Origin of the sequence: Streptomyces sp. NPDC048257 (genome assembly GCF_043201855.1) — a bacterium.
GTDB lineage: Bacteria > Actinomycetota > Actinomycetes > Streptomycetales > Streptomycetaceae > Streptomyces.
In genome coordinates, this window is sequence record NZ_JBICZI010000005.1 from 83610 (window position 1) to 110408 (window position 26799).

The 26799-nt window shown below is 73.3% G+C and carries 22 protein-coding genes and 3 pseudogenes; 11 read left to right on the plus strand and 14 right to left on the minus strand.

Annotated elements, in window-relative coordinates:
• Positions 1-23: 23 nt before the first annotated feature.
• From ACGFZK_RS13545 to ACGFZK_RS13555, 3 genes are all read left to right on the plus strand, one after another.
• A complete protein-coding gene (locus ACGFZK_RS13545) occupies positions 24-878 on the plus strand; it encodes a DMT family transporter (protein ID WP_393849023.1) in 855 nt (284 codons plus the stop codon).
• A gap of 74 nt (positions 879-952) precedes the next feature.
• Entirely contained in the window at positions 953-2008 is a 1056-nt protein-coding gene (locus ACGFZK_RS13550; protein WP_393849024.1) for a zinc-binding dehydrogenase, read from the plus strand.
• An 85-nt stretch (positions 2009-2093) separates the two neighbouring features.
• Positions 2094-2480 (plus strand): hypothetical protein, encoded by a 387-nt coding sequence (locus ACGFZK_RS13555; RefSeq protein WP_393849025.1) that lies wholly within the window; start codon positions 2094-2096, stop codon positions 2478-2480.
• A gap of 12 nt (positions 2481-2492) precedes the next feature.
• On the opposite strand, the gene ACGFZK_RS13560 is transcribed toward ACGFZK_RS13555, so the two are convergent.
• From ACGFZK_RS13560 to ACGFZK_RS13595, 8 genes and pseudogenes are all read right to left on the minus strand, one after another.
• The gene (locus ACGFZK_RS13560; protein WP_393849339.1) at positions 2493-3218 is read right to left on the minus strand and encodes an Asp/Glu racemase; all 726 of its coding nucleotides are present in this window, start codon (positions 3216-3218) and stop codon (positions 2493-2495) included.
• A 79-nt stretch (positions 3219-3297) separates the two neighbouring features.
• Positions 3298-4221 carry a fumarylacetoacetate hydrolase family protein gene (locus ACGFZK_RS13565; RefSeq protein ID WP_393849026.1) on the minus strand — a complete coding sequence of 308 codons (924 nt, stop codon included), beginning with the start codon at positions 4219-4221 and terminating at the stop codon, positions 3298-3300.
• Between the two features lie 17 nt (positions 4222-4238).
• Positions 4239-5357 (minus strand): cupin domain-containing protein, encoded by a 1119-nt coding sequence (locus tag ACGFZK_RS13570; protein ID WP_393849027.1) that lies wholly within the window; start codon positions 5355-5357, stop codon positions 4239-4241.
• On the minus strand, positions 5354-6394 hold the full coding sequence (locus ACGFZK_RS13575; RefSeq protein ID WP_393849028.1) for a carbon-nitrogen hydrolase family protein: 1041 nt from the start codon (positions 6392-6394) through the stop codon (positions 5354-5356). Before ACGFZK_RS13575 ends, ACGFZK_RS13570 begins: the two co-directional genes overlap by 4 nt.
• 18 nt (positions 6395-6412) lie before the next feature.
• Positions 6413-8713, minus strand: a complete 2301-nt coding sequence (locus ACGFZK_RS13580; protein WP_393849029.1) for an FAD-dependent monooxygenase — start codon at positions 8711-8713, stop codon at positions 6413-6415.
• Positions 8695-9072 (minus strand): acyl-CoA thioesterase, encoded by a 378-nt coding sequence (locus ACGFZK_RS13585; RefSeq protein WP_393849340.1) that lies wholly within the window; start codon positions 9070-9072, stop codon positions 8695-8697. The genes ACGFZK_RS13580 and ACGFZK_RS13585 overlap by 19 nt, the downstream gene beginning before the upstream one ends.
• Positions 9073-9231: 159 nt before the next feature.
• A pseudogene (locus ACGFZK_RS13590) lies at positions 9232-10863 on the minus strand (AMP-binding protein); the annotation flags it as partial.
• Positions 10864-11037: 174 nt separating this feature from the next.
• Positions 11038-11484 carry an ATP-binding protein gene (locus ACGFZK_RS13595; RefSeq protein WP_393849030.1) on the minus strand — a complete coding sequence of 149 codons (447 nt, stop codon included), beginning with the start codon at positions 11482-11484 and terminating at the stop codon, positions 11038-11040.
• 285 nt (positions 11485-11769) lie between these two features.
• Here ACGFZK_RS13595 and ACGFZK_RS13600 point away from each other — a divergent pair, with 285 nt between their 5' ends.
• Together ACGFZK_RS13600 and ACGFZK_RS13605 are read left to right on the plus strand one after the other, a co-directional pair.
• On the plus strand, positions 11770-12720 hold the full coding sequence (locus ACGFZK_RS13600) for an alpha/beta hydrolase fold domain-containing protein (protein WP_393849031.1): 951 nt from the start codon (positions 11770-11772) through the stop codon (positions 12718-12720).
• A gap of 351 nt (positions 12721-13071) precedes the next feature.
• On the plus strand, positions 13072-13611 hold the full coding sequence (locus ACGFZK_RS13605; RefSeq protein WP_393849032.1) for a phosphatase PAP2 family protein: 540 nt from the start codon (positions 13072-13074) through the stop codon (positions 13609-13611).
• Between the two features lie 203 nt (positions 13612-13814).
• Here the strand turns inward: ACGFZK_RS13605 and ACGFZK_RS13610 are convergent, their stop codons facing one another.
• The 3 genes from ACGFZK_RS13610 to ACGFZK_RS13620 form a co-directional block, all read right to left on the minus strand.
• A complete protein-coding gene (locus ACGFZK_RS13610; RefSeq protein WP_393849033.1) occupies positions 13815-14822 on the minus strand; it encodes a LacI family DNA-binding transcriptional regulator in 1008 nt (335 codons plus the stop codon).
• A gap of 67 nt (positions 14823-14889) precedes the next feature.
• On the minus strand, positions 14890-16476 hold the full coding sequence (locus tag ACGFZK_RS13615) for a carboxylesterase/lipase family protein (protein ID WP_393849034.1): 1587 nt from the start codon (positions 16474-16476) through the stop codon (positions 14890-14892).
• Between the two features lie 118 nt (positions 16477-16594).
• Positions 16595-17338, minus strand: a complete 744-nt coding sequence (locus ACGFZK_RS13620) for a phosphatase PAP2 family protein (RefSeq protein WP_393849035.1) — start codon at positions 17336-17338, stop codon at positions 16595-16597.
• 561 nt (positions 17339-17899) lie between these two features.
• Between ACGFZK_RS13620 and ACGFZK_RS13625 the strand changes: the two genes are divergently transcribed.
• From ACGFZK_RS13625 to ACGFZK_RS13640, 4 genes are all read left to right on the plus strand, one after another.
• Complete coding sequence (locus ACGFZK_RS13625; protein ID WP_393849036.1) at positions 17900-19159, plus strand: MFS transporter; 1260 nt, start codon at positions 17900-17902, stop codon at positions 19157-19159.
• A 109-nt stretch (positions 19160-19268) separates the two neighbouring features.
• A complete protein-coding gene (surE, locus tag ACGFZK_RS13630) occupies positions 19269-20174 on the plus strand; it encodes a 5'/3'-nucleotidase SurE (protein WP_393849037.1) in 906 nt (301 codons plus the stop codon).
• Positions 20175-20334: 160 nt separating this feature from the next.
• Positions 20335-21948: a carboxylesterase/lipase family protein gene (locus ACGFZK_RS13635; RefSeq protein WP_393849038.1), complete on the plus strand. Its 1614-nt coding sequence runs from the start codon at positions 20335-20337 to the stop codon at positions 21946-21948.
• Between the two features lie 62 nt (positions 21949-22010).
• Complete coding sequence (locus ACGFZK_RS13640; protein WP_393849039.1) at positions 22011-22748, plus strand: class I SAM-dependent methyltransferase; 738 nt, start codon at positions 22011-22013, stop codon at positions 22746-22748.
• Positions 22749-22811: 63 nt separating this feature from the next.
• Here the strand turns inward: ACGFZK_RS13640 and ACGFZK_RS13645 are convergent, their stop codons facing one another.
• Complete coding sequence (locus ACGFZK_RS13645) at positions 22812-24287, minus strand: APC family permease (RefSeq protein WP_393849040.1); 1476 nt, start codon at positions 24285-24287, stop codon at positions 22812-22814.
• Between the two features lie 129 nt (positions 24288-24416).
• Positions 24417-25502: a DUF2330 domain-containing protein gene (locus tag ACGFZK_RS13650; protein WP_393849041.1), complete on the minus strand. Its 1086-nt coding sequence runs from the start codon at positions 25500-25502 to the stop codon at positions 24417-24419.
• Between the two features lie 86 nt (positions 25503-25588).
• Here ACGFZK_RS13650 and ACGFZK_RS13655 point away from each other — a divergent pair, with 86 nt between their 5' ends.
• Positions 25589-26098 carry a hypothetical protein gene (locus ACGFZK_RS13655; RefSeq protein ID WP_393849042.1) on the plus strand — a complete coding sequence of 170 codons (510 nt, stop codon included), beginning with the start codon at positions 25589-25591 and terminating at the stop codon, positions 26096-26098.
• Between the two features lie 180 nt (positions 26099-26278).
• Here the strand turns inward: ACGFZK_RS13655 and ACGFZK_RS13660 are convergent.
• Positions 26279-26604: pseudogene (locus ACGFZK_RS13660) on the minus strand (spermidine/putrescine ABC transporter ATP-binding protein); the annotation flags it as partial.
• On the opposite strand from ACGFZK_RS13660, the pseudogene ACGFZK_RS13665 reads away from it, so the two are divergent.
• A pseudogene (locus ACGFZK_RS13665) lies at positions 26494-26796 on the plus strand (UTRA domain-containing protein); the annotation flags it as partial. The pseudogenes ACGFZK_RS13660 and ACGFZK_RS13665 overlap by 111 nt on opposite strands.
• Positions 26797-26799 lie beyond the last annotated feature (3 nt).

Consider the following 26799-nt stretch of genomic DNA (forward strand, 5'->3'; position numbering starts at 1 on the left):
CGGCCCCGGTGAGGATCGGGGGCATGGGCGTCGTCCTGCCGGTCCTCTGCGCGCTGTTCGCGGCGTTCAGCAATGCGCTCGCCACCGTGCTCCAGCGGCGGGCCGCACTCACCGTGCCCCAGAGCGACGGCTTCCGCTTCGGCCTGGTGCTCGATCTGCTGCGGCGGCCGCTCTGGATCGGCGGCATCCTGGCCGTGATCGCGGCGGGCGCCGGGCAGGCCGTGGCCCTGGCCACGGGCGCGCTGGCCCTCGTACAGCCGCTGTTCGTGCTGGAGCTGCCGCTCGCGCTGCTGATCGCCTCGCTGGTGACGCGGCAGCGGCTGCCGGGTGCGCTGTGGCTGGCCGTGGCGGGGGTGGTGGCGGGGCTCGGGGTCGCGCTGGTGGCCGCCTCGCCCGCGGGCAACCGTACGGACGTGCCGGCCGAGCGCTGGGTGGTGGCCCTGGCGGCGTGCGCGGTCGTGGTCGCCGCCCTGGCAGTGGCCGGGCTGCGCCGCCCGCCCGGCCGCGCGCGGGCCGGCTGCCTCGGCGCCGCCACGGCCGTCTGCTACGCGCTCACGGCGGCCCTGATGAAGTCCGCTGTGCACGTCCTCGACGACAGCGGCTTCGTCGCCTTCCTGACCACCTGGGAGACGTACGCCTTCGGGGCGAGCGGGATCTGCGCCCTGCTGCTGCTGGAGCACGCCATGCAGGGCGGGCCGCTGGTCGCCTCGCAGCCCGCGCTGACCCTGGGCGACGCGGGCATCAGCGTCGCGCTGGGCGTGGTCCTGTACGAGGAACACCTGCGGTCGAGCTGGTGGCTCCTCCCCCAGCTGCTGGGCATCGCCCTGATCTGCGCGGGGGTACTGGCCCTGGCGCGGGCCGGGGAGGGCGCGCCCTGAGGCAGCCCGCCACCGGGGCGGGAGGCGGACGAGTCCGGGTAGCGTGCCGGGCAGTCGAGCGGAGGGCGGGACCCATGCGAGCGGTGGTCTTCGAGCGGTACGGCGAGCGGGCCGAGGTCAGGGACGTACCGGAGCCGAGCCCGCCGGCCGGCGGGGTGGTGGTGCGGGTGGAGGCCACCGGGCTGTGCCGCAGCGACTGGCACGGCTGGATGGGCCACGACCCGGACATCGTGCTGCCGCACGTCCCCGGGCACGAACTCGCCGGTGTGGTCGAGGCCGTGGGGGCCGGTGTCGTGAACTGGCGGGCCGGTGACCGGGTCACGGCGCCGTTCGTGTGCGCCTGCGGAACCTGCGCCGACTGTGCGGCCGGTGACCACCAGGTGTGCGCGCGGCAGACGCAGCCCGGGTTCACGCACTGGGGCTCCTTCGCCGAGTACGTGGCCCTGGACCACGCCGACGTGAATCTGGTGGCCGTGCCCGAGGAGCTCTCGTACGCGACGGCGGCCGGCCTCGGCTGCCGCTTCGCGACGGCGTTCCGGGCGGTGGTGGCGCAGGGCCGGGTGGCGGCGGGCGAGTGGGTGTCCGTGTACGGCTGCGGTGGGGTGGGGCTCTCCGCCGTGATGATCGCTGCGGCGGCCGGGGCCCGGGTGATCGCCGTGGACACGGCGCCGGCGGCACTGGACCTGGCGCGGAAGTTCGGCGCGGTGCACTCGGTGGACGCCCGGGACGGGGCCGACACCGCGCAGGCGGTCCGGGAGTTGACCGGCGGGGGCGCGCACCTCTCGCTCGACGCGCTGGGATCTCCGGCGACGGCGGCGGCCTCGGTGGCGGGGCTGCGCCGGCGGGGGCGGCACGTACAGGTGGGGCTGCTGCCGGCGGCGGCCGGCCCGGCGGCCCTGCCGATGGACCGGGTGATCGGCTGGGAGCTGGAGATCCTCGGGAGCCACGGGATGGCGGCGCACGCGTACCCGCCGATGATGGAACTGGTCAGGGGCGGAGTGCTGCGGCCGGACCTGCTGGTCACCTCGACGATCCCGCTCGACGCGGCGCCGGCGGCGCTGGCCGCGATGGGCACGGCGGCGGGGCGCGGGGTCACGGTCATCCTGCCGCGAGCGGGTGCCGGGGGCTGAGCTACGATCGCCCGGTTCGGCCGGATGGACAGCGCGGGATGGGCGGGTGGTGGGCGTGGGCGCCGGCGGCAGAGTGGCGGGGACCGTGACCGTGGTGCTGGTGGGCGGGCTGCTGCTCGGCGGCTGCTCCGGCAGTGCGACCGCGCCCGCCGCGGAGCAGCCGGCGGCGCCGGCCGCGAGTACCGGCCCGGCGACGGCCTCGCCCGCCCCCTCGGTCCCGCCGCCGACGACGCCGGAGCCCGCCGCCTCTCCCACGACGACGCCGGCCGAACCGCGGGCCTCGGCCCCCGGGGCGCCACGGCCGAGCTCGCAGCGGACCACGGCGGGCTCGTCGCCGATCCCGCAGAACCCCGACCGCGGCCCCCACCCGCCTCCGGCGCCCACCCACGTCCCGACCATGGCCTGGAAGCCGACACCGTTCGACCCGAAGGACCCCTCGATCCCGAACTACACGGTGCCGCCGCTGCCCTAGGGGGTGTCGCGGCTACTGCGGCAGCGGTGCCCGCGCGTACTTGCCCGACAGCAGGTGGCCCGCGCCCGGAGCGACCGCGTCCAGGTCGAGTGCCCGGAGCATCTGGTGGGCGGTGCAGACCGCCGCGGACACCACCGGCTTGCCCAGGAGTTGCTCGGCCTCCTCGATGGCGCCGAGGGAGGGCATCTGCACACAGGCCGAGAGCACGACCGCGTCCGCGTCGGCGTGGTCCAGGGCCTGTGCGAGGCCGGGCAGCCGGGCCGGGTCGTGGGCGGCGACGTCGAGGTTGTCGGGGATCTCGAGCGCCTGGTGGTCGAGGACCTCGATGCCCTCGTGCGTGAGGTAGTCCACGACGGTCCGGGTGAGCGGGCGCATGTAGGGGGCCAGCAGCACGATCTTCTTGGCGCCGATGGTGTGCAGCCCGTGGACGAGGGCTCCGGCGCTGGTGACGACGGGGGCGGGCGCGCCGTTCTCGACGGTCCGGGTGTGCAGCCGCTGCTCCGAGGTGCGGTGGTAGCCGAGGCCCATGCTCATGATCGCGACCAGGCAGGCGTAGCCCAGTACGTCGACCCGGGCGTCGGAGAGTTCCACGGCGCAGCGGTCGGAGTCGGCGTCCATGGCCTTGAGCTGTTCCGGGGTCACATGGGTCATGCGCATCCGGCTGGAGTGGAAGGTGAAGCGCTCGTCGGGTGCGATGGCCTGGCGGGCCCGGAGGATGGCCGGGACCTCGGTCTCCATCGTGACGTTGGAGCTCGGCACGATCTGGCCGATGCGGTAGGTGCGGGATGGCACGGGTACTCCTCTTGCCGGTGGGGGGTCAGCGGGCGTCGACGACGGGGTTGGTCAGGGTGCCGATGCCTTCGACCGTGGCTTCGACGGTGTCACCGGGGCGCAGGAACTCGGGCGGGACCATGCCGGCGCCGACGCCGGACGGGGAACCGGTCGCGATGACGTCCCCGGGTTCCAGGGTCATGCCGGAGCTGATGTCGGCGATGAGGCGCGCGATGGGGAAGAGCATGTGCCGGGTGTTCGACTTCTGCTTGGTGACGCCGTTGACGCGCAGCGAGAGGTCGAGGGCCATCGGGTCGCGGATCTCGTCGCGGGTGACCACCACCGGGCCGAAGGGGGCGTAGGAGTCCTGGCCCTTGGAGAAGAACCACTGGCCGGAGCGGCGCTGGTCGCGGGCGCTGATGTCGTTGACGATGCTGAAGCCGAAGATGTGGTCGTACGCCTCCTCCTCGCTCACCCGGAAGGCGGTGCGGCCGATGACGACGGCGAGCTCGCACTCCCAGTCCAGCTGGGTGGTCAGGTCGGCGTTGTGCAGGATCGGCTGTCCGGGGCCGGTGACGGCGGTGGCGGGCTTGCCGAAGAGGACCGGGCGCGGCGGCAGGTCCTTGTCGGTGTCGAGGCTGCGGCTGGACTCCTCGACGTGTTCGATGTAGTTGAGGCCGACGCCGATGATCTTGCCGGGGCGCAGCGGGGCGCGCAGGGTCACCTCGTCGAGGCGGTGGACGGCCCCGGCCGGCCGGCCGGCGGGGTCCGCGGCGAGCACCCGCCCGGCCGCCTCCAGGGCGGCGGGGCCGGCCTGGACGAACGAGAGCAGGTCGTGCGGGAGTTGCACGCCGGCGTGGTCGGCGAGGATCGCGAGGTCGAGGACGAGTCCGCCGGTCTCGACGCCCAGGCGTTCGGTGGAGTTGCCGTCGGGGCTGTCGGAGCTGTCGGTGAAGGTCAGCAGTCGCATGAGGGGCTCCTCGTGGGTCAGGCGGCGGTGGTGGGCTGGTGGCCGCCGTTGTCGGCGTACGCCTCTTCCCGGTGGAAGCCGAGCGAGCGCATGACGGGGAAGTCGTTGAAGGAGAAGAGACAGGCGTCCTCGGACTGGTCGAGGTTGTGGTGCTCGTGCCAGGCCCAGGAGGGGACGCAGAAGATGTCGCCCTGCTGCCACTCGAAGCGCTGCCCGGCGATCACCGAGACGCCACGGCCCTTGGCCGCCGTGTAGATCACCGATCCGGTGTGGCGGTGGGCGAGGGTGGCCTGGCCGGGGCGCAGCAGCTGCATGTGGGCGCCCATGGTGGGCATGACCGGGCCGCCCGTCACGGGATTGGTGTACTCCGCGATGATCCCGTCGTACGGGGAGCCCTCGCTCGCCTTCGCGAGGCCGCGCAGGGCCTCGTACGTGGGCTCCCAGGGGTAGGCGAGCAGCGGCGAGTAGGGGCGGGTCCACTTCTCCACCCCGTACGGCAGCAGGTTCGCCCCGTAGGTCAGGACCGAGGAGTTGATGACCTTTCCGGGGGTCTGGTACAGCTCGGGGTGGACCTCGTAGAACCCGGCGTCCAGGGCGTTGACCAAGGGGATGTCGAGTCCGTCCTGCCAGATGACGGGGGCGTCGTCGGCGTCGTTGCCGTGCTCGTGCCAGGTGCCGTTGGGGGTGATGGCGAAGTCGCGGGGGCCGACCTTCAGCTTCTGGCCGTCGACGATCGTCCAGGCTCCGGTGCCCTCGTGGACGAAGCGCAGGGCGGCGGCCTGGTGGCGGTGGGCCGTCATGGCCTCGCCGGGGCCCATGATCTGGAGCCCGGTGTAGAGGAGTCCCGCGGCGGCGCTGACCTCCTTGCGGCCCGGGTTGACGAGCATGACGACCCGGCGGCCGGCGTCGTCGCCCTTGACGAGGCCGAGGGCCTTGTGGACCAGGGGGCGCAGGTCCGCGTAGCGCCACAGCACGGGCACGGACCGCGGCTGCGGGTACCAGGGCTCGATGTCGTTGGCGACGGTCCACAGGGCGCCCGCGTCGAGCGTGCCGAGCTCCTCGTAGTACGCGGTGAGCTCGGGGGTGTCGGACACCCGGGCGCGGCCGAGCATGGTGTCGTCCTGCTCGATGGTCATACGTCCTCCTCGGGAGTGGCGGGAGTGGCGGGAGCGGTGGGATGGGCTGAAGCGACGGGCGCCGCGGTGGGCGCGGTGAAGGTGACCGGCGGCCTGGGGCGGTTGTCCACCTCGAGGCGGAAGACGTCGAAGCGGTTGTAGTGGCCGACGATGTCGTGCATCTGCTTGGGCTGGATGCAGCGGGCGAGGTCGATCTCGCCGTAGACGATGCCCTCCTCGTCGACGAGGGGTTCGGTGACGGGGCGGCCGTCGGGGCCGAAGATGCCGGACAGGGCGCTGCGGGGCCGGGTGAACTGCTTGCGCAGCTCCTCGTCGTCCCCGGCGAGCATGTCCACGATCTCCGGGGAGATGGTGGAGCAGGCGACGACGGAGAAGACCTTGCCCTCGAAGCTGTGGGCGGCGGTGCGGACGGCGATCGCGTCGGCCATGTCGTAGTCGGCGGGCGCGACGGGCAGGGCGATGTAGCAGGAGGCGTGGACGAGTTCGCCCTGCGCGAGGAGGGCGAAGCGGGCCAGGGTGTTGGTGTTCTCGCCGCAGGCCAGTGCGCCGAGGGGGCCTACGGGGGTGGGGTGGACGACGAGGGAGCTGCCGTCGCCGCCGGTCCAGGTGAGCTTCTCGGCCCAGGTCGGCACCAGCTTGCGGTGCACACCGAGGAGGGCGCCGTCGGGGCCGATCGTGAGCAGGGTGTTGTAGAGGACGCCGAGGCTGTGCGGAGCGCGCTCGTTGACCCCGATGACGAGGACGACGCCGTGCCGGCGGGCCGCGGCGCGCAGGCGTTCGACGTGCGGGCCGGGGATGTCGACGGAGGCGCGCTGGAGCCGCTCGAACCAGGGTGACCCCTGGACCGGGTTCATCGTCCAGTTCCAGTAGGGGTAACCGGGGACGAACACCTCCGGGAAGACGACGAGTTCGGCACCGGCCGCAGCGGCCTCGGCGATCAGGGCGACGGCCTTGTCGACGGTGGCGGCGGGATCGAGGTAGACGGGCGCGGCCTGGACGGCCGCCGCCGTGAAGCGGGGCAGGTGGTCCCTGTCCATGGGGGTGGACACCTCCGGCTATCGCTGGGCGGGAACCGCTGCGCGGGGCAGCCAGCGGCGGTGGACGGATGCGGCGGGCTGCCGCAGGAGTTCGAGGCGCGGCGGGATCCGGTCGGTGCGGGCCGACGGGGGCCGCCCGCTGCCCGCCCGCCAGGCGCGTGCCCAGGGCGCGGCCGGGCCCTGGTAGCCCTGGGCGGCCGCCGCGTGCAGGGTCCACAGCGGGTCGTGGAGCTGGGCTCGGCCGACACCGCACAGGTCCGCCCGGCCGGCCAGGATGATCGAGTTCACGTCGTCGTACGTGGAGATGGCGCCGACGGCGATGGTGGGGACCCCGGTGGCGTTGCGGATGAGGTCCGCGTACGGGGTCTGGTAGCTGCGGCCGTAGCGGGGCCGCTCGTGGGAGACGACCTCGCCGGTGGAGACGTCGATGGCGTCGGCGCCCGCCTCGGCGAGCGCGCCCGCGATCGTGACGGCGTCGGCCTCGGTGGTGCCGCCCTCGGCCCAGTCGGCGGCGGAGATCCGCACGACCAGCGCCTTCCCGGCCGGCCACACTTCCCGTACGGCGCGCAGCACTTCGAGCGGCAGCCGCAGCCGGCCCTCCAGATCGCCGCCGTACTCGTCGGTGCGCAGGTTGGTCAGCGGGGACAGGAAGCCCGAGAGCAGGTGCCCGTGCCCGTACTGCAGTTCCAGCGCGTCGAAGCCCGCCCGGTCGGCCCGCCGGGCCGCGCTCACGAAGTCCCGTACGAACGCATCCATATCGGCCCGGTCGGCCTCGCGCGGCACCGGGCTCGCGTCGTCCCAGGGCAGGGCCGAGGCGGCGACCGGCTGACCGTCGCGGCCGGCCGCGCGGCGTCCGGCGTGGGTGAGCTGGATGCCGAGGCAGGTGTCGGACTGACCGTGGACGAAGTCGGTGAGGCGCCGCCAGGCCGCCTCCTGTACGTCGTTCCACAGACCGGGGCAGCCGGGGGTGGCCCTGCTGCCGGCGCTGACGGCCGTCATGCCGGCGAGGACCAGCCCGGCGCCGCCGACGGCCTGCGTGCTGAGGTGGACGAGGTCGAAGTCGCCCGGGACCCCCTCGCGTGCGGTGTGCAGGGCGGTGGGTGGTACGACGACCCGGTTGCGCAGCAGCAGTCCGCCGAGCGGGTAGGGGCGGAACATCGGCGGCACGGTCGAGGAGCGGTTGACCGCGCTGGTGAAGCCCTCGTCGCGCACGCGCAGGTTGTCGTAGGTGACGCGGCGGCTGCGGGTGAGGAGGTTGAAGGCGAACTGGTGCGGGTCCTGGCCGGTGTAGCGGTCGATGTGCTCGAACCACTCCAGGCTGGCCTGGGCCGCGCGCTGCGTGGACTCCACCACGGGCCTGCGCTCGTCCTCGTAGGCGGCGAGCGCGGTCGGCACGTCCGGGTGCTCGTGCAGGCTGGCCGCGAGCACGAGCGCGTCCTCCATGGCGAGCTTGGTGCCGGAGCCGATGGAGAAGTGCGCGGTGTGGGCGGCGTCGCCCAGCAGGACGACGTTCTCGTGCCGCCAGGTGCGGTTGCGGACCGTGGTGAAGCGCAGCCACTTGGAGTTGTTGGGGATGAGGCGGTGGCCGTCGAGGTGACCCGCGAGGAGCTCCTCGCAGCGCCGGATGCTGTCCTCGTCGCTGGTGCCGGGCGGATGGTCGCGGCCGGCGAACTCCTCGAAGCCGGCGCGCCGCCAGGCTTCCTCCGCCATCTCGACGATGAAGGTGGAGCGGGTGGCGTCGTAGGGATACGCGTGCACCTGGAGGGCGCCGAAGTCCTGCTCGTCGACGATGAAGGTGAAGGCCTCGAACACCTTGTCCGTGCCGAGCCACATGTAGCGGCCGGCGCGCTCGTCGAGGTCGGTGCCGAAGGTGTCTGCGTAGGCGGCGCGGGTGGCCGACCGTACGCCGTCGCACGCGACCACCAGGTCGTAGGCGGCGGCGAGTTCGGCCGCGGGCGGGGCCTGGGTGCGGTAGCGGACGTCGACGTCGAGGGCCGCGCAGCGCTCCTGGAGGATCCGCAGGAGGTGCTGCCGGCCGAGGGCGGCGAAGCCGTGGCCGCCCGAGGTGAGGGTGCTGCCCCGGTAGCGGACGTCGATGTCGGCCCAGCGGGCGAACTCGGCCGACATGGCCTCGTGGATCTCGCGGTCCGCCTGGGCGATGCCGTCGAGCGTCTCGTCGGAGAAGACGACCCCGAAGCCGAAGGTGTCGTCGGGGGCGTTGCGTTCCCAGACGGTGACCTCCCAGTGCGGGGAGAGCTGCTTGGTGAGGGCCGCGAAGTACAGTCCGCCGGGCCCTCCTCCTATGACTGCGACGCGCACGGCGTGCCTCCTGGTGATTGCGCGGTGGTGAGTAGTTCCGGTTGCTGCGGTCCGGCCGTGCCCAGCAGCTCCCGTACGTCTGCGGGCCAGGGGGTCGACCCGGTCGCGTGGGCGGCCGAGTGGGCGATGACCATGCGGCCGGTGGCCGCCTCGCCGCCCTGTGCGCCGCGTACGGTGAAGGCGTAGTGCAGGGAGGCCGTGCCGACCTTGGTGACCTTCAGCTCGGTCCGCACGGCCTCCCCGAACCAGAGCCGGGCGCGGTAGTCGGCCTCGAAGTGGACCCGGGGCGTGCTGCCGAACAGGTGTGACAGGCCCAGTCGGTGGAGCAGGACGGCCTCGGCCGCCTCCACCCAGCGCACGACGGTGGAGTGGTGGTAGTGGCCGGCGGCGTCGGTGTCGGTCCACTCGACGCGGCGCTCGACGACGACGCTCGGCGGCTCGGTGAGCCGCGGGGCCGGAGCCCCGTCGGGGGCCGTACCGGGAGCCGGGTCGGCAGCCGTGCGGGGTGTGGCCGCGGGGGCCGCGTCGGCCCGGGCGCGTTCGCGCAGTTCACCGCGCCGGAGCTTGCCGGTGCCGGTGCGCGGCAGTGCGGTGACGAACTCGACGGCGCGCGGGTACTTGTACGGGGCGATGGCCTGTTTGACGTGCGCCTGGAGCTCCCGGACGGTCGCGCCGTCGGCCGGGACCCCGGCGCCCAGGACGACGTACGCCTTGACGAGCATGCCGCGCCGCGCGTCCGGGGCCCCGACGACCGCGCACTCCTCGACGTACGGGTGGGTGACGAGGGCCTTCTCGACCTCGGGGCCCGCGATGTTGTAGCCGGAGGAGACGATCATGTCGTCGCTGCGGGCGACGTACCAGAAGTAGCCCTCCGCATCGCGGATGTAGGTGTCGCCGGTGACGTTCCAGCCGTTCCTGACGTACGAGACCTGGCGCGGGTCCTCCAGGTACCGGCATCCGGTGGGTCCGGTGACCGCGAGCAGGCCGGGCTGCCCGTCGGGGACGGGGGCGCCGTGCTCGTCGACCACGGCGGCGCGGTATCCGGGAACGGGGCGGCCGGTGGCACCGGGCCGGATGTCCTCGTCGGCCGAGGAGATGAAGACGTGCAGCATCTCGGTGGCGCCGATGCCGTCGATGATGCGCAGGCCGGTGGCCGCGTGGAACTCGTGCCAGACGGCGGCCGGGAGCGGTTCCCCGGCGGACACGCAGCGGCGCAGCCCGGCCAGCCGGTCCACCGCGCCCGCCTCCATGATCGCGCGGTAGGCCGTGGGCGCGGTGAACAGCACGGTCACCCCGTGCTCCGCGACGAGATCGGCCAGCTGCAGCGGGGCCGCCTGCTCAAGCAGCAGGGTTGCGGCCCCGACGTGGAGGGGGAAGACCACCAGCCCGCCGAGCCCGAAGGTGAAGGCGAGGGGCGGTGTGCCGGTGAAGACGTCGTCCGGGCGGGGTTTGAGGACGTGCCGGGAGAAGGTGTCGGCGTTGGCGAGGACATCGCGGTGGAAGTGCAGGGTCGCCTTCGGGCGGCCGGTCGTACCCGAGGTGAAGGCGATCAACGCCACGTCGTCCGCGGCCGTGAGCATGGTGGTGAACCGGCCGTCCTTGGCGGCGCAGCGCGCGGCCAGATCCTCCGGTCCGGCACTCCCGTAGGTCACGACCGGCAGGTCGGGCTGACCGGAACGGCGGCTCGGGTCGAGTTCCTCCGCGTAGCGGTGGTCGCACAGGGCGAGCGACGGCCAGCTGATGTCGATGAGCTCGGCGAGTTCACCGGCACGCAGCAGCGGCATGGTGGTGACGGCGACACCGCCGGCCTTCAGGACGCCGAACCACGCGGCGACGAGCCAGGGGTTGTTGGGGCCGCGCAGCAGGACGCGGTTGCCCGGCAGGAGGCCGAAGTCCTCGGTGAGGACCTGGGCGACCTGGTTGGCGCGGTGCTGCAGTTCGCCGTAGGTCCAGCGCTCGGTCGGGGTGAGCAGACAGGGGCGGTCGGGGCCGTGCCGCTCGACGGCGTCGTCGAGCAGGCGCTGAGCGCAGTTGAGTCGATCCGGGTACTCCAGCTCCGGTAGGTCGAAGTGGAGTTCGGGCCAGAGGGCGGAGGGCGGAAGCCGGTCCCGGCAGAAGGAATCGGCGTACGCGGAAGGGGAGAGCTCCATGGGGCGGCACCTCAATCAGGGAGCAGCGGGGAGATGAGTGCAAGGTATGTCGAATATTTGGCGTCCGTCAACATCTCGCGATATTTGAAGGGTGGAGGAGTTCCCCGAGTGCCCCCCGCAACGGCCCCCCGAGCTCCCGGGCTCCCGGGCTCCCGGCGCGAGGCTGGACGGGACTCAGGACGCGGGCACGCGGACCCGGATCGCCTTGCCGAACTCATGGACGACGACGGAGAGTTCACCGCCCAGTTCGGCCGTGAGCAGCTGCACCATCAGCAGTCCGCGGCCGTCCTCGGACTCCGGGTCGGCCTCGGCACGGGGAGCGGGCAGCCGCGGCAGGCCGGCGCCCCGATCGGCGACCTCCAGCCGGAGCCATCCCCCGCCCGCCGCCAGGGCGACGCGCATCCGCCCGGCGCCGACGCCTACGTGCCGGACGACATTGCCGACGAGTTCACTGACGGCCAGCAGCAGGGCCTCCGCCACTTCGACGGGGACCCTCCAGTCGTCGAGCACGGCGCGCACACGGGCCCTGACCTGCGGAACGCTCGCCGCGACGGGGTCGGCGACCCAGTGGGCGAAGCTTCGGACCGCGGGAACCGCGGAGGTGTCGACGGTGGTGAGCATGACGTGCTCCCGGAGGGGGAAGGCGGCTCGCCGCTGCGATAGCTCGTGTAACCGATCCCGAATCTGGACCGTCGCCGGGCTTGTGGTCAGCGGAAACGCATCGCTAGAGTCATTGATTACACGTGTAACACGCTAACCTCCCCCATTGGCTCGCGCAAGCATTTCGGACAAACGGCACGAAGCCTGCGCCGCCCGCCTCGCCGGGCACCGAGCCGCCGGGCTATCGAGCCGCAGAGCCACCTAGCTACCGAGCTACCGAGCCACCGCCGCACCGAAAGGGCCGCAATGACGCAATCCCCTCCGGCCGAGATCGACCTCGCCGACATGACCTGGCCGCCCCCGCCGTACCAGTCCCCCGTACCGTCCGTGACGGGAGCGGACGGCGTACGCCGCTTCGACGGGATCACCTACGCGACCACGCCCGGCTACCGGCCCCGCTTGCTCGACGTCCAGGTGCCCGCCGGCGAAGGACCGTTCCCCGCCGTCGTCTGGATCCACGGCGGCGGCTGGCTGGACGGCGACCGCCGCTACCCGCCGCCGACCGTGCCCGCGGCCCTGCTGCACGGGGCGGTGCTGGGAGCAGGGCTCGCGCTCGTCTCCATCGACTACCGGCACAGCCTCGAAGCGCCCTTCCCGGCCCAGCTGCACGACGTGAAGGCCGCGATCCGCTACGTCCGCACCTTCGCCGGCACCCTCGGCATCGACCCGGACCGGATCGGCGTCTGGGGGGAGTCCGCGGGCGGTCATCTGGCGGCCCTCGCCGGCCTCGTCGGCGCCGACAGCCCGCAGGGGGCGGCGCTGGAGGGCACTGAGGGTGTCGGCTCCGGCGAGACCCGGGTCGGCGCGGTCGTCGACTGGTACGGCGTCTCCGACCTCGTCACCCTGGCCGAGCACCCCATGCCGGTCATGCCCGGTGCGGACTTCCCCGATCCCTACGAGGCCCTGCTCGGCGGCTCCGTGGCCGAGCGGCCGGACCTCGCGCGGACCGCGAGCCCGGTGACGTACGCGGAGGGCTCGCATCCGCCGCCGTTCCTGCTGGTCCACGGAACGCACGACGGCCTGGTCCCGTACAGCCAGAGCGAGGCCCTCGCCGCGGCGCTCGAGAGCGCCGGGGGCGAGGTCACCCTGCAGCCCGTGGCGGGCGCCGACCACATCTTCCTCGGCTCCCCGGACATCCCCGCGATCGTCGAGGGGGGCGTGGCCTTCCTGGCCCGCCACCTCGGCGCGGGGGCCTGACGGCGCCGGTCCCGCGCCCCTGTTCCAACGGGGGCGCGGCCCGGCGGCCGCGCCCCCGCGTTCCCTTCACAGCACACCCGGCCGCGGGCCCCGCCGCGGTCACGAGAGGCAGCCATGTCCGCCACCCCGGCCACCACCCCGCACGACAGACCCCACAGACCCCACAGACTCCACAGACCCGACAGCCCCCGTGACCCGCGCAGGCCGCACCGGTCCGGCGGGACCGAACGCCGCGGGCTCCTCGTGGCGGGTCTCCTGCTCCTGGGGGCCGCCATACTGTCGGCCTTTGTCGTCCGATCCGATCTCGCGAATCCACCCTTCCAGGGGCTGGACGACCGGTGGCTGATCTGGATGGGCGGTCCCCACGAGGGGCTGTACCAGGCCGTCGCCACGGCCTTGGACCTGTGCGGCGGGCCGGTCGGCTCCCTCATACCCCTGTCCCTGCTGGTCTTCCTGCTCGTCCGCAGGCGCTGGGTCTCGGCCGGCTTCCTGCTCGCCGCCCATCTCGGCGGCAACATGCTCGTGGTCCAGGGCCTCAAGCACCTGGTGGACCGGCCACGCCCCGCCCACCCCCTGGTCCGAGTCGACCACGGCTCCTTCCCGTCCGGCCACGCGGCCACGGCGGCGCTCCTGGTCGTCGTCCTCGGGGTCCTGCTGATCCCGGCGGCCAAACGGCGTGCGTGGTGGATCGGGGGCGCGGTGTTCACGCCGGCCATGAGGTGGAGCCGTACCTGGCTGCATGCGCACTGGCTCACCGACACGGTGGCCGGGGCCGCGGTGGGCGCGGGGGTGGGTCTGCTGGCGTGGTGGCTCTTCCATCCGGCGCTCGCCCGGGAACGTGCCCGCGCCCACGACCGCCGGGGGGCGGCCGCGGGCGTGGGCACGGCCTGACCGCGGCGTGCGACGGACCGGCCCGCGCATCGAGCGGGCCGGCTCGGGTCCCCGTAACCGGGGCCCCGGCCGGCGGCGCACATGAGATGCGGCCGATGCCGTGACGGCTGACGGCCTGGCGGCCCGGCCGCCCGCGGCGCGCGTGCGGGGCGACGGTGACTCAAGGGGTCACACGTCAGAGGTCAGAGGTCAGAGGTCAGAGGTCAGGACGTCCCGCGGTGGACCAGGACGGCCTCCACCGCCGGTACCGGTGCCGCCGTGCCCGTCTCGATCAGTTCGTGCACGGCCCCCGCGATCTGCGCGGCCGGCGGCAGGTCCAGTCGGACCGTGCTGAGCGCCGGCTGCTGGAGCGTGGAGAGGACGAGGTCGTCACAGCCGATCAGGGCGACCTCGTCCGGTACGACGATGCCCTCGGACTGCAGCGCGTGCAGCAGCAGCGCCGCGTACTCGTCGTTGTAGGTGAAGGCGGCGTCCAGGCCGAGGCTGCGCCAGCGCCGGGCGAGCGCGCTCGCGGACTCCCGGGTATAGGCCAGTTCCACCGGGGTGACGGTGGCCATGTGCCGGGCCGCGACCGACTCGGCGCCGGCGAGGCGCGGCTCGGCGAGGGTGCCGAGGCCGCGCTCCTGGGGCATGACCACGCCGATCCTGGTCCGGCCGCGCGCGATGAGGTGTTCGGCCGCGGTGGCGCCGATGCGGGTGTGGTCGAAGCCGATGGTGTGCACCCCCTCGACGGGGTGGGCCGCGAAGGCCAGCAGGCCCCGCACTCCCGCGCGGCCCAGTACCTCGGCCGCCGGGGCGGTGAAGCGGTCGCCGTCCAGGGCGACGACGGCCGCGGGGCGCAGTTCGGCCCAGGCCCGGGCGGCGTCGAGGGGGTCGGCGAAGCGGCCCGCGTGCAGCACGGCCGTGTAGCCGAGGCGGTCGAGCTCGCTGTGCAGGTCGTCGACCCAGTCGCTGACGAGGCGGCCGATCGCGGAGATCGACGCGGGCATCAGGACGAGGTTGCTGCGGCCGGCACGCAGGGACCGGGCGGCGGCGTGCGGTACGTAGCCGAGCTGCTTGGCCGCGTCCAGCACCCGGGCGCGGGTGCCGGCGCTGACCCGGTGGCCCTGGGTGTCGTTGAGGACGAAGGAGACCGTGGCACGCGACACCCCGGCGAGGCGGGCCACGTCGGCACTGGTGATGGATGCCGGGACGTGTGTGTCTTTGGCCATGACGTCCCTCGACGCTCCTTCTGCTCGGGTGTCGCTCGGCTGCTCCTCCCTTCTCAGGTTACACGAGTCAAATCAGGGGGGCGGGGGTGTGCAGGAGCCTGGAGGGCCCTGCGAGGTCGTCCAGGGCGGACACCACCGAGTCGAAGCGCATCGTGGTGCGGGACGGCGTGTCGTACGGGCGCCACTGCGGCAGGTCGGGGTGGTTGGGGTCGCCGGTGCGGACGAAGGCGATCCAGGCGCGGTGCATGGCGTACGCAAGCCCGTCGCGGACGGCGGGGGCCAGGCCCGCCAGGAAGGGCGCGTGCGACCACTGGTCGAAGTTGTCGAAGACGAAGGGGAGTTCGAGGCAGTGCGCGGCGCCGAGCCGTCCCTCGTAGGCGGCGGCGGGCAGGTCGAACTGGTAGGCCCAGACGGGGCTGCCGGCCGCGGCGCGCGCCTCCGCCAGGCTCAGTGCCGGCACCCGGAACAGCTCGTCCGTGATGAGGTCCATGAGGACATCGGCGGGACGGGATCCGGGCCGGGCCCGCTCGTACGCCGCGTACACGCCCTCCGCGGCTTCGGCCCCGAAGGTGTCGGCGATCCGGTCGGTCACCTGCTCCCGGGTGGCGGCGGCGTACCCCTCGTCGAGGGCGAAGCCGAAGTTGGCCTCCTCCCGCGTCCAGCCGATCATGACGTCGATACCGGCCGCCGCTTCGCCCAGCAGGGCCTGCGCGGGGTGGCCGCAGAGGGTGACCCCGTCGATCACGGGCAGGAAGGGCGTCGGCCAGTACCCCCACCGCATGGTCTGAGCGAACAGTCCGCCGCCCGCCCCGATCAGCTCCGGCCAGGGCAGCGTGCGCAGCTCCGCCACGTCCTTGGCGCCGGCCAGCTCCAGGTAGGCGGCGGTGCGCTCCAGGTACGCGTCCGGGCCGGGGAGGTCCAGGCCGAAGGGCGGGCTCTGCAGGATCACCCGCCGGATCAGACCCTCGGTCTGCGGGTGCCCGGCGAGGGCGGCGGTGGACACCGCGCCGCCGGACTGCCCGGCGACCGTGATGCAGTCCGGGTCGCCGCCGAAGGAGGCGATGTTCTCCTTCACCCAGCGCAGGGCGGCGAGCTGGTCGGTGAGCCAGAAGTTGCCTCCCGCGCCGACCTCGTCGCCCTCGCCGTCCTCGCCGTCCTGGCCGTCCTGGCCGTCCTGGCCGTCCTCACCGGGGTAGAGGTAACCCAGCGGCCCGATGCGGTAGTTGATGCTCACGACGACGAGGTCGCCGTCGCGCGCGAAGGTCTCGCCGGAGTAGCCGGGCAGTGAGCCGGAGCCGGACACGAAGCCGCCTCCGTGGATCCAGAGCAGCACCGGGCGCCGGGCGCCGTCGGCGGCCGGCGTCCAGACGTTGAGGGTCAAGCAGTCCTCGTCGAAGGGGGGCGACCCGTGCCCGCCGAGCACCGGATCGCCGCCTTCCATGTACATCTGCGGCGCGCTCGGGCCGTCCGTGGTGGCGTCCCGCGTGCCGTTCCAGCCGGCGTGCGGCTGTGCGGGCCTCCAGCGCAGGTCACCGACCGGCGGGGCGGCGTAGGGCACGGCGCGGAAGACGGTGACCCCGCCCTCGGTCGCGCCGCGCAGGCGGCCTGCGGGCAGGTCCACCACCGCTGGGTCCTGGCCTGGGGGGTGAGGCATGAGCCGTTCCTTCCTCGCTGCAGCGCGCTGTATGCGCGCCACCCCCCGAGAATATGGCGGAAATTTGTCGAACGTCAACGTCTCACGATATCCGGAGCTGCCGGCGACCGCGGCGGCCTCACAGCCACAGGCTGTTCGAGGCCATCCGCTCCGACTCCACCTCCAGCAGCGGCGCGAAGACCCGCCACACCACGAGGCAGGTTCCGACGCCGACGAGGGCGCCGGCGAAGGTGTCGCTGAGCCACTGGGCGTGGAGCCAGGTCCGGTTCCCCATCATGGCGAGGACGTAGGAGGCGCCGAAGGCCCACCACCAGCGTCGCGCACGCGGCGGGAACACCACCACCGCAACGGCGATCACCAGCGTCACCGCACTGAACACCTGCCCGGAGGGGTACGAGCCGTCGCTGACCAGGACCCACGGGTGCGGCGGACGCGGCCGGTCCGCCAGCTCCTTGAGGGGCAGCAGCACGACGAGGTTGGCGACGACGGTGAGCGAGAAGACGAACAGCCCCGAGCGCCAGCGCCCGTAGACGCAGAGACAGCCGATCACCAGGAGCGGCAGGACCAGGCCGAGCGGGCCGCCGAGCCGGTCGAGGACGATGCTGAATCCGCCCAGGCTGTCCGACCCGCCGGATCCCGCGGCGGCGGAGTCGTTGACCGAGGCCGCCCAGCGGTCGTCGAGACCCTGGAAGAAGGGCTGCCGGTTCAGCCGGAGCAGCAGCCCGACCAGCAACGCCAGGACCAGCAGGGCGATCCCGGCGGCGAGGGCATGGCGCGGCGGGGCTGCCGGAAGGTGGTGCCGGGGTGGGCGGATCGGGAGCGGAGGCCGGGACAGCGGCACGAAGGAGGGCGAGGGGAACACGGCAGGCCTTTCACGGTCGTCTCCCCAGGCGGTGGGGGCACGCGGAGAGCAGGCACGGGAGCGTTGCGGCGGGGCGGAGGAGATCGGGGAGCGGAATGCGGCGCGACACGGCCGGACGCCGAGGAAACGCGACGGGAGGCGCACGGGTCGCGGGAAACCACCCGGTGACGCCGCGGCGAAGGCAAAGCCCGCCGGCGACAGGGTCGCAGCGGTGCGGCACGGAGTATTGCCGATGCGTCACGACCGCCACAAGAGCAAGAGGGTTTCTCGTCACATCCACCCCGGCGGGTGGCCGTGAGGCAGTGGTTACACGCGTGCTCTCGCCGGCACCCCCATCGGTCACGATCTGCACAACGACCCGCCGCATCCCCTGGCGGAGCCCGCAAATGGGTGCTACACAGTGTCCACCGCACTTGGTGACACGTGTAACAACATCACGTTACGGAACGACGTCCGTCCGCCACCGCACTGCCCGGCGACGACGCCGCCCGGCGCCCCCTCGCGGGCCGCCCCTCTCTTCCCCGCACGCCACCTCCCCGCTCCGTCCCCCGAGGAGTCGTCATGGCCACGCCCGAAGTCGCCGAACCGTCCGTCCCCCCGACGCCTACCGGGGAGCCCGCCCCCCGGCGAGCTCTCCTGCCCCTCCTGCTCGTCGCCAACTCCGCGATGATGGCTCTGTACATGGGTGTCGGCTCCGTCCTGCTGCCCACCCAGATCGCCGCGATCGCCCCCGACGACAAGGTCGCCGTACTCGGCCTGATCGGCGGCGTCAGCGCGGTCTTCGCCACCGCGTTCAACCCCATCGCCGGCGCCCTCTCCGATCGCAGCGGGCGCCGCAACCCGTGGATCCTGGGCGGCGGCCTGGCCTCGCTCGTCCTCCTGGCCGCCCTCGGCAGCGTGAGCACCGCGCTGCTCGTCGGCATCGGCTGGTGCCTGATCCAGGCGACCATGAACGTCTACCAGGCGGCGGTCACCGCGATCGTGCCCGACCGGATCCCCGCCGCCCGCCGGGGCACCGCGTCGGCACTGGTCGGGCTCGGCCTGCCCATCGGCGGTACGGTCGGCGTCCTCATCGCCTCCCAGACCGCGGACCACCTGAGCACCGGCTACCTGATCCTCGGCGCGATCGTCGCCGGGTCCGCCCTGCTGCTCAGCGCCTTCTGCCGGGACGTGCCGCGCACCGGGCCCGCCGCAGATGCGCCCGCCAGACCCCGGGGCGCCCAACTGGCCGCCTTTCTCTCGGCCTTGGCCAACCACGACTTCCGGTGGGCCTTCATCGGCCGGGCCCTGATGGTGCTGGGCTACTTCTCCGTCGTCGGCTACCAGCTGTACATCCTCGACGACCACATCACGCTGCCCGGCGGACTGACCCCGCCCGCCGCGATGGCCGTCCTCACCCCGGTGTCGATGATCGCGATGGCCGTCTCCACCGTGGTGGGCGGCCTGCTCTCCGACCGCTGGGACCGCCGCAAGGTGTTCGTCGGCGTATCGGCCGCCCTCGCCGGTCTCGTCATGGTCGTCCCCGTGGTCAGCCCGACCTGGACCGGCATGCTCGTCTTCAGCGCGCTCAACGGGCTCGCCTTCGGCTGCTTCATGGCCGTCGACACCGCGCTCGTCACGCTGGTCCTCCCGCGGGCCGAGGACGCCGCCCGCGACATGGGCGTCCTCAACATCGCGAACGCGGGACCGCAGATCATCGCGCCCTTCGTCGCCTCGGCCGTCGTCACCGGCCTGGGCGGCTACACCCCGCTCTTCCTCGTCGGCGGGGCCCTCTCCCTGGTCGGCGCGCTCGCCATCCTCCCGATCCGCAGCGTTCGCTGACCCCCTCCGGGCCCGTCCACAGCTCCGGCGGGCGCACGCCGAGGGTCGTGCGCCCGCCGGTACCCACCCCTGCTCACCCTCATCTCCCTCCCCTCCCAAGGAGCACCCTGTGAGACGCAAGCGAGTTCTGCCGCTGGCCGCCCTGCTGCTGTGCACGCCGGCTCTGGCCGGCACGGCACCGGCGGTCGCCGCGCCGCAGACCGCGCCCGCCGGCCCGTTGCGGATCCTGCTCACCAACGACGACGGCTACAACGCACCGGGCATCCGCAAGGCCTTCGAGCGTCTGACCGCCGCCGGACACGACGTCACGATCGTCGCGCCGCTCACCAACCAGAGCGGCACCGGGACGAAGATGATGAGCGCCCCGGCGATCTCGGTGAAGCACCCCGAGCCGAAGGTCTGGGCCGTCGACGGCACCCCGGGCGACTCCGTCGCCTTCGGCCTGGCCGAGGTCTTCGCCGGGGACGCCCCCGACCTGGTCGTCTCCGGCACGAACTTCGGCCCGAACGTCGCCGGTCTCGCCACCCACTCAGGTACGGTCGGCGGCGCCGTCGCCGCGCTGGAGCACGGCGTACCGGCCATCGCGCTGAGCACCGGCGGTGTCACCGCGCCCGACCCGGTCACCACGGTCAACGCGATGGGGCCCACGCTCGACTTCACGGTCAAGCTCATCGACCGGCTGCGGACGCGGGCCCGCTCCGGGCCGCTGCTGCCCAACGGCGTCGGCCTGAACGTCAACCACCCGGTGGTCGGCGCGGACGGCAAGGGCAAGGCCGCCGGTGTGTCCTCGACCTTCCAGGATCCGCAGACCCTGCTCGAACCGGAATTCACCGATGCGGGCGACGGCACCTGGAAGGTGACCGTGAAGGTGGACCTGCGGCCCGCGGCCAAGGGCGGTGACATCGAGGCCGTGACCGCCGGCCGGATCGCGGTCAGCCCCATGAGCCCCAACTGGAACACCGGGCCGGTCGAGCACGCCGTGACCTCCGCACTGATCGCCGGGCTCCGCCCCTGACGAGTCGGCCGGGGCGGGGCCCGCACCCCGCTCCGCCCCGGCCGGTCAGGGCCCTTCGCCCTTCGACGCCTTCCAACGCTTCGGCACTTCGGCACTTCGGCAACACCCCGGCACGACATCGGCACGACATCGGCACGCACCGGCACACCCAGGAGGACGGATGAAGAAGCCCAGGGAACGGCTGCCTTCGGCGAGGTCCCTGCTCGGTACCGCACTCGCCCTGGTCGCCCTGCTCACCTCGGCGCCACCGGCCGCGGCGGCGCTGTCCTCGCCCTCCGGCGGGTCACCGCGCCCGGTGGTCACCGTCGCGCAGGGCGCCCGGCGCGGCCAGTCCCGCGACGGCGCACAGGAGTTCCTCGGCGTGCCCTACGCCGCTCCCCCGGTCGGGTCCGCACGGCTACGCGCCCCCGCGCCGCCGCCCCGCTGGCACGGGGTGCGGCAGGCGACCGGGCAGGCTCCCGCGTGCCTGCAGTTCTCGCCCTTCGGCCTGAGCGATCCGGCGGCCGTCAGCGAGGACTGCCTCTACCTGGACGTGTACCGGCCCCGGACCGCCCGCCCCGGAGCCCGGCTTCCGGTGATCTTCTGGATGCACGGCGGCGCGTACAGCCAGGGAACGGGGACCCAGTTCGGTGGCCGGACCATGGCCGATCTCACCCAGAGCGTGGTGGTCAGCACCAACTACCGGCTGGGACAGCTCGGTTATCTCGCCCTGCCCGAGCTGGGCCGGGAGAACGCCCTGCGCTCCGGGTCCTTCGGGCTGATGGACCAGCTCGCGGCGCTGCGCTGGACCCGGGAGAACATCGGCGCGTTCGGCGGGAATCCGGGCAACGTCACGATCTCCGGGCAGTCGGCGGGCAGCGGTTCGGTCTGCGCGCTGCTGGCCGCCCGGCCGGCCGCCGGCCTGTTCCACCGGGCCGTGCTGCAGAGCGGTCCGTGCACGCTGCTGGGTACGCCGGACAGCTCGGACGCCGAGGGGCAGGCACGGTCCTTCGCCGCTCGGGCGGGCTGCACGGCGGCGGCCGCGGTGGCCGCCTGCCTGCGCGCCGCCTCCCCGGCGGCGCTGGTCGAGGCGGCCCGTACGCTGCCCACCCGGGGTCCGGCCGCCGGTGACGGACTGCTGCCGGTGGCTCCCGCGCAGGCCATCGGGAGCGGGGCGTGGAACAAGGTGCCGGTGCTGATCGGGAGCACCCGATCCGAGGCCCGCTTCTTCGTCGCCCTCACCCAGCCGCAGCTCACCGCCGAGCAGTACGCGGCGCAGGTCCTGGCCGGTTATGGGGCCGCGGGGCCCGAGGTGCTCGCCCGCTATCCGGTCGCGACGTACGGATCGCCGTATCTGGCGCTGTCGGCCGTGATGACGGACTCGACCTTCGCGTGCCACACCGCCTGGACGGCGCAGCTCTTCGCGGCCCAGGTGCCGACGTACGTCTACGAGTTCGACGACCCGCGGTCGCCGACGCTCGCGGGCGCGCAGGTGCCGGGTCTGGATGAGTCGAACGCGCACAGTGCGGAGCTGGCCTATCTGCACGACTTCACGATGGGCGAGCGCCCGCTGACCCCGGTCCAGGTCGCGCTCGGGAACCGGATGAAGCGCTACTGGGCGGCGTTCGCACGCTTCGGCGCCCCGGTGGTGGCGGGCCAGACCCCGTGGCCGCCGACCGGGGCCGGAGCCGCCACGGTGCTCAGTCTCAACCCGTCGGCGACGCGGACGACCACGTCGTTCGGGGAGGAGCACAGCTGCGCGTTCTGGCGGACCCAGCCTCCCCGGCCGATCTGACGCCCCCGCCCTGACCAACCGGACAGGGAAGTAGGATCCGATCATCGGGAGAGGGGGACCGGATGGACCGGAACATTCGCACGGTCGAGGACGTACTGAAGCTGCTGGACGGCCTCTTCGCACCGGAGGCCGACCGGTGGACGGCCGACGGCGCGTCCTGGTGGGACGGGTTCTACGCGGACCGCTCCAAGCCGGTGCCGTTCTTCGTGTCGAAGCCGGACGAGAACCTGGTCTCGTACCTCGAGCGCGGCCTGATCGGCCCGGGCCGCGCCCTCGACCTGGGCTGCGGTCCCGGCCGCAACGCGCTGCACCTGGCCTCCCTGGGCTTCGAGGTGGATGCCGTCGACCTGTCGCCGACGGCCATCGCCTGGGGCGAGGAGCGGGCCCGCGAGGTGGGGGCCGAGGTCCGGTTCCACTGCGGGAACGCCTTCGACCTGGCAGCGACCACGCTGAGCGGCCCGTACGACCTGATCTACGACTCGGGCTGCTTCCACCACCTGCCGCCCCACCGCCGGATCAGCTACCTCGCCCTCCTCGAACGGGCCCTCGCGCCCGGCGGCCATCTCGCGCTCACCTGCTTCGCAGCCGGCGGGATGGGATCCGAGATCCCCGACGAGGAGTTCTACCGGGAGGCCGGCCTGCAGGGCGGCCTCGCCTACACCCCGGAGTCCCTGCGGGCGATCTTCAGCGACCTGACCGAGGTCGAACTGCGCCGTATGCAGGACGAACCGGCCGAGTCCCCGCTCTTCGGCGAGTCCTTCCTCTGGACGGCCCTGCTCCGCCGCCCCGCCGGGTCGTAACCCGGCCGGGCGGTGGGCCCCCCGTGCCCCGCGCCCCTTGCCTCGTGCCTCGTGCCTCGTGCCTCAGTGCTCGAGGAAGTCCGCGTCTCCCGGCTCGGTCTCCATCGCCTCACGGTTGAATCTCAGGAGGCCGAGGAAGGCGAGCCCACCGCCGAGGAGCAGGCCGGCCACGATCACCACGGAGACGAATGCCTCCTCGGGTGCCACCAGCACGCACAGCGCGACGAGCGTCCACACCAGCGCGCAGATCGCGACCGGCAGCTCGAAGCGCCCGAGGTCGAAGGCGCCCTTCCTGCGGCCGAGTCGCTTCCGGACCGCCAGGTAGAGCACGATCGTGGAGCCGTAGGTGATCGCCGGGAGGATCGTCGACGCCGTGATCAGCTCCAGCAGTGCGGCCCCCGGCAGCGCGAGCATGAGGACGACTCCCAGGGCGAAGATCAGGATCGTCGCCGGGATCGGCGTCCTCGTGCGCGGGTCGACCCTCCGCATCAGCCGGTGCGCGGGGAAGCGTCCGTCGCGCGCCATCGCGAAGATGAGCCGCGAGCAGGCGACCATGGCCACGATCCCGGCGCCGAAGAACGCGAACGAGATCGCGACCAGCAGGATCCGCTCCGCCGTGGGACCGAGTTGGTCCCGCATGATCGCCGCGACGGGCGAACCCTCCGCGCTGATCCGGGGGACGTCCTCGATCGCGACGGTGAGCGTGATGAGGAACAGCAGACCCAGCAGTCCGGCTGCCACGACCGACCCCACGATCGCGCGCGGGACGGTGCGGTACGGGTCCTTGGCCTCCTCGGCCAGGTTCGCGGCCGAGTCGAAGCCGACGAGCGTGGCGAGGCCCATGATCATCGCAATCATCAGTCCGCCGCCGACGGCGTAGTAGTCGGCGGCGTTCTCGGTGACTCCGCGCGAGGTGAGGTTGCCCGCCGACCCGTCGCCCGTGATCGCCACGGCGATGACGAGCGCGACCGCCACGACGATGACGAGGGTGAGTTCGAGCCCCACGGCGACCGAGTTGATCCAGCTGACCAGGCGCGTCGACGCGATGGCGAGCACGACCTGGACGAACAGCACCACGACCGTGATCAGGCGCGCCGTGCCCTCGTCCGCCCGGAGGCCGGCGAGCGGCATGAACGCCTGACTCGCGAGCGCGTTGTCGACCGCCACCACGCTGATCGCCAGATAACAGAAGGTCAGCCAGCCGAAGCCCCAGCCGACCTTCGGACTGGCCAGCCGCGAGGCCCACTGGTAGGAGGATCCGCTGAGCGGGATCCGGGCCGCGAACTGCGCGACCACCAGCGCCACCAGGGTCTGCCCCACCGCGGCGATGATCCAGAGCCAGATCCCGACCGGCCCGGCGCTCAGCAGCACGTCGTCGTACGTCGCGAAGATGCCGACCGCCACCGAGATGAACGCGAACGAGATCGCGAAGACCTGGAAGGAGCCGAGCGTCCGTTTCAGCTCCTGCCGGTAGCCCCCGAGCTCGACGGGATCCCCGCCGTCCGGGCCGTCCGGGGCCTGCACCGACGGGTCCGCCATACCGGCCACCTCAACTTCCCGGGTCCTGGCCCGGCGTCAGGGCGCGGACCAGCGCCCCATTCTCGCCGTATTCGACGGGTTTACGGCGATCGACGCACCCGGGGCGGCCCGGCGGGTGGCCCCGGCCGGTCAGACCGCCCCGGCAGGGCGCTGCCGACGGCCTCGGATCCGGAGCACCGCGACGGCCGACGTCGTCAGGGCCACCGCGGCGGCCCCCAACGTCAGCAGCCAGACCGGAACGTCGCCCACCACGAGCAGCTTGTCGTGGTAGATCGCCCGGCGGTACGAGGTGTCCTCGGCGGTGGCGCGCAGTTCGTGGTCGGCGTCTATCCGCCCCGGCTCCGGAAACTCCTGGTCGATGGCCGTGAGGAACACCGGCCCGGCGCCCGCCAGTTCGGCGAGCGGTCCGTTCTCGGGGTGGACGGTCCCCGCGAAGGTCACCTCGGGGGTGGAGCCGCCGATCGCGGTGGCGGGCTCCATGCGGTGGTCGGCCAGGACGTACAGGCCGAGGGACTGCGGTGTCTTCGCCATCCGGGACAGGCGCATCGGGTAGACGAGCCGGTCGCTCTCGAAGCGGATCCTCAGCGGGTCCAGGTCGCCCCGCAGCGGCTTGCCCTGCCCGCGGGGGGCCAGCCGTACGGCCACGTACTCCCATCGCTGGTCGACGTACGGCCTAACCTCGGTGGCGAGGCGGTCGGGGAGCGTGAAGCCGTTGCTCTCCAGCCAGTTCTTCAGGGCGTCCGGGTCGGTGGCGGTGAGCCGGGCGACGTCGAAGTCGCCGAGCTGCTCGCGGCCGACGACGCCGACCGGGGGCGCCGCCGCGCCGGGTGCCGCGTCACCGACGCCGTTCCGCCTGTCCGGGGAGAACGGCCAGTCGCGCTCGCGCGGCCAGAAGTAACTGCGGGTCCTGTGCTCGGGGCGGGTGAGGCGGCCCAGCTCGTCGAACAGCTTCCCGTCACCCAGTTCGACCGTGGCCCGTCCCGGCACCGGCATGATCCAGGCGGCCCGCTGGGCGTCCCCGCGCACGGTGAAGCGCATGACGATCTGCTCGGTGCGGCCGTCCCAGCGCACGACGGAGGTCTCCCGGTCGACTCCGAGCCGGGACTGGCCGTCGGGGATCATGGCGCCGCACCCGCACGCGTAGGCGGGGTTGACCAGGGCGCCCACCTGGGTCGCGAGCAGGGCGAACAGCAGTGCCAGAATTCTTCGTTTCATCCACACGGGGTCTCAGACGACGGCCCCGGAGATCCGGTTCCGACCCCCCTCGCCGAGCACTCCGACCTGGCCTCATACTGTGCCCCATGACGGGGAGCGAGAAGCGGCAGCAGGCTCTGCTGCGCCAGTCCGCGGTGCTGCGCAGCCCGCTGGTTCCGGACTCGGTGGTGGCGGAGATCGCGCGGCACGACTGGGAGTCCATGGTGTGCGGCTGCGGCCGGTCCGCGGGCCATCTCGTGGACGCGGTGCGGGATGCCGCCGAGGGGCATCCCGCCGCGTTCCACGCGCTGGAGGGGCATGTGTTCTTCGCGGAGAACCTGAAACCGCCCGCCCCGGCGGTGTGCGCCGTACTGATGGCCGTGTGGTCCGCGCACCCGCCCCGGCGGGCGACCCGCGAGGCCCTGCTGTGGACCCTGCTCGCGCTGCTGTGCACGGTGGACGACGGCGGCACGCACGAGGCCGGACTGCACGGGCAGTGCGCCGCCTTCGTCCGCACGGGCGTGGACGGCTTCCGCCGTGAGGTCGCGACCGCCCCGGGCTCCGGGACCGCCGCCTACGCGGAGGCCATCCTGGACATCCTCGGCCTGCCGGCCTGAACCCGGGTCCGGTCCGGATCCGTCTCGAGGCCCGGGTCGCGCGTCGGGTCGAGGTACGGGTCGAGGTTACGGGGGCGGTCAGCCCGTCGCCGTCAGGCAGCGCCGCAGCCGGGCCACGGTGACCACCAGGGCCGCGCAGCCGGCCGCCTCCGCGGAGGCGGCGCCGTCCGGCGAGTCCTCCACCGCCACCAGGCCTGAGCCGGCGAGCCGTCCGGGCAGCCGGTTCATGGTGCCGACGAACTCGGCGACGAAGGGGGTGGCCGGGCGGTCGTACCGCTCGGCCGGGGCGGCGCACGGCTCCGGCTTCCCGGCGTCAGGACGGCGGCGCGGTCGGCCATCGACAGCGCCTCCTCCTGGTCGCGGGTGACGAAGACGGTGGTGATGCCGAGGGAGAGCTGGAGGCGGCGCGTCTCCTCGCGCAGGTTCGCCCGCACCTTGGCGTCCAGCGCGGAGAGCGGCTCGTCGAGCAGGAGCACGCGCGGGCGCAGGGCCAGGGCGCGGGCGCCGCCTGCGCCGACTGGGTCGCGGCGGCCGTCGAGGCGATGCCGGTGGACTGCCGCTCCGTCATGGACGGCCTGGCCGAGGGCTCCGGGGTCGTCGCCCACTACGGTGAGCACCTCATCGACGCTCGTCCGGCCGGTAGCGAGGACGCCCGGCTGCTGGAGGTCCGGCGCGGCAGCCCGCTGCTGCGCCAGCGGCAC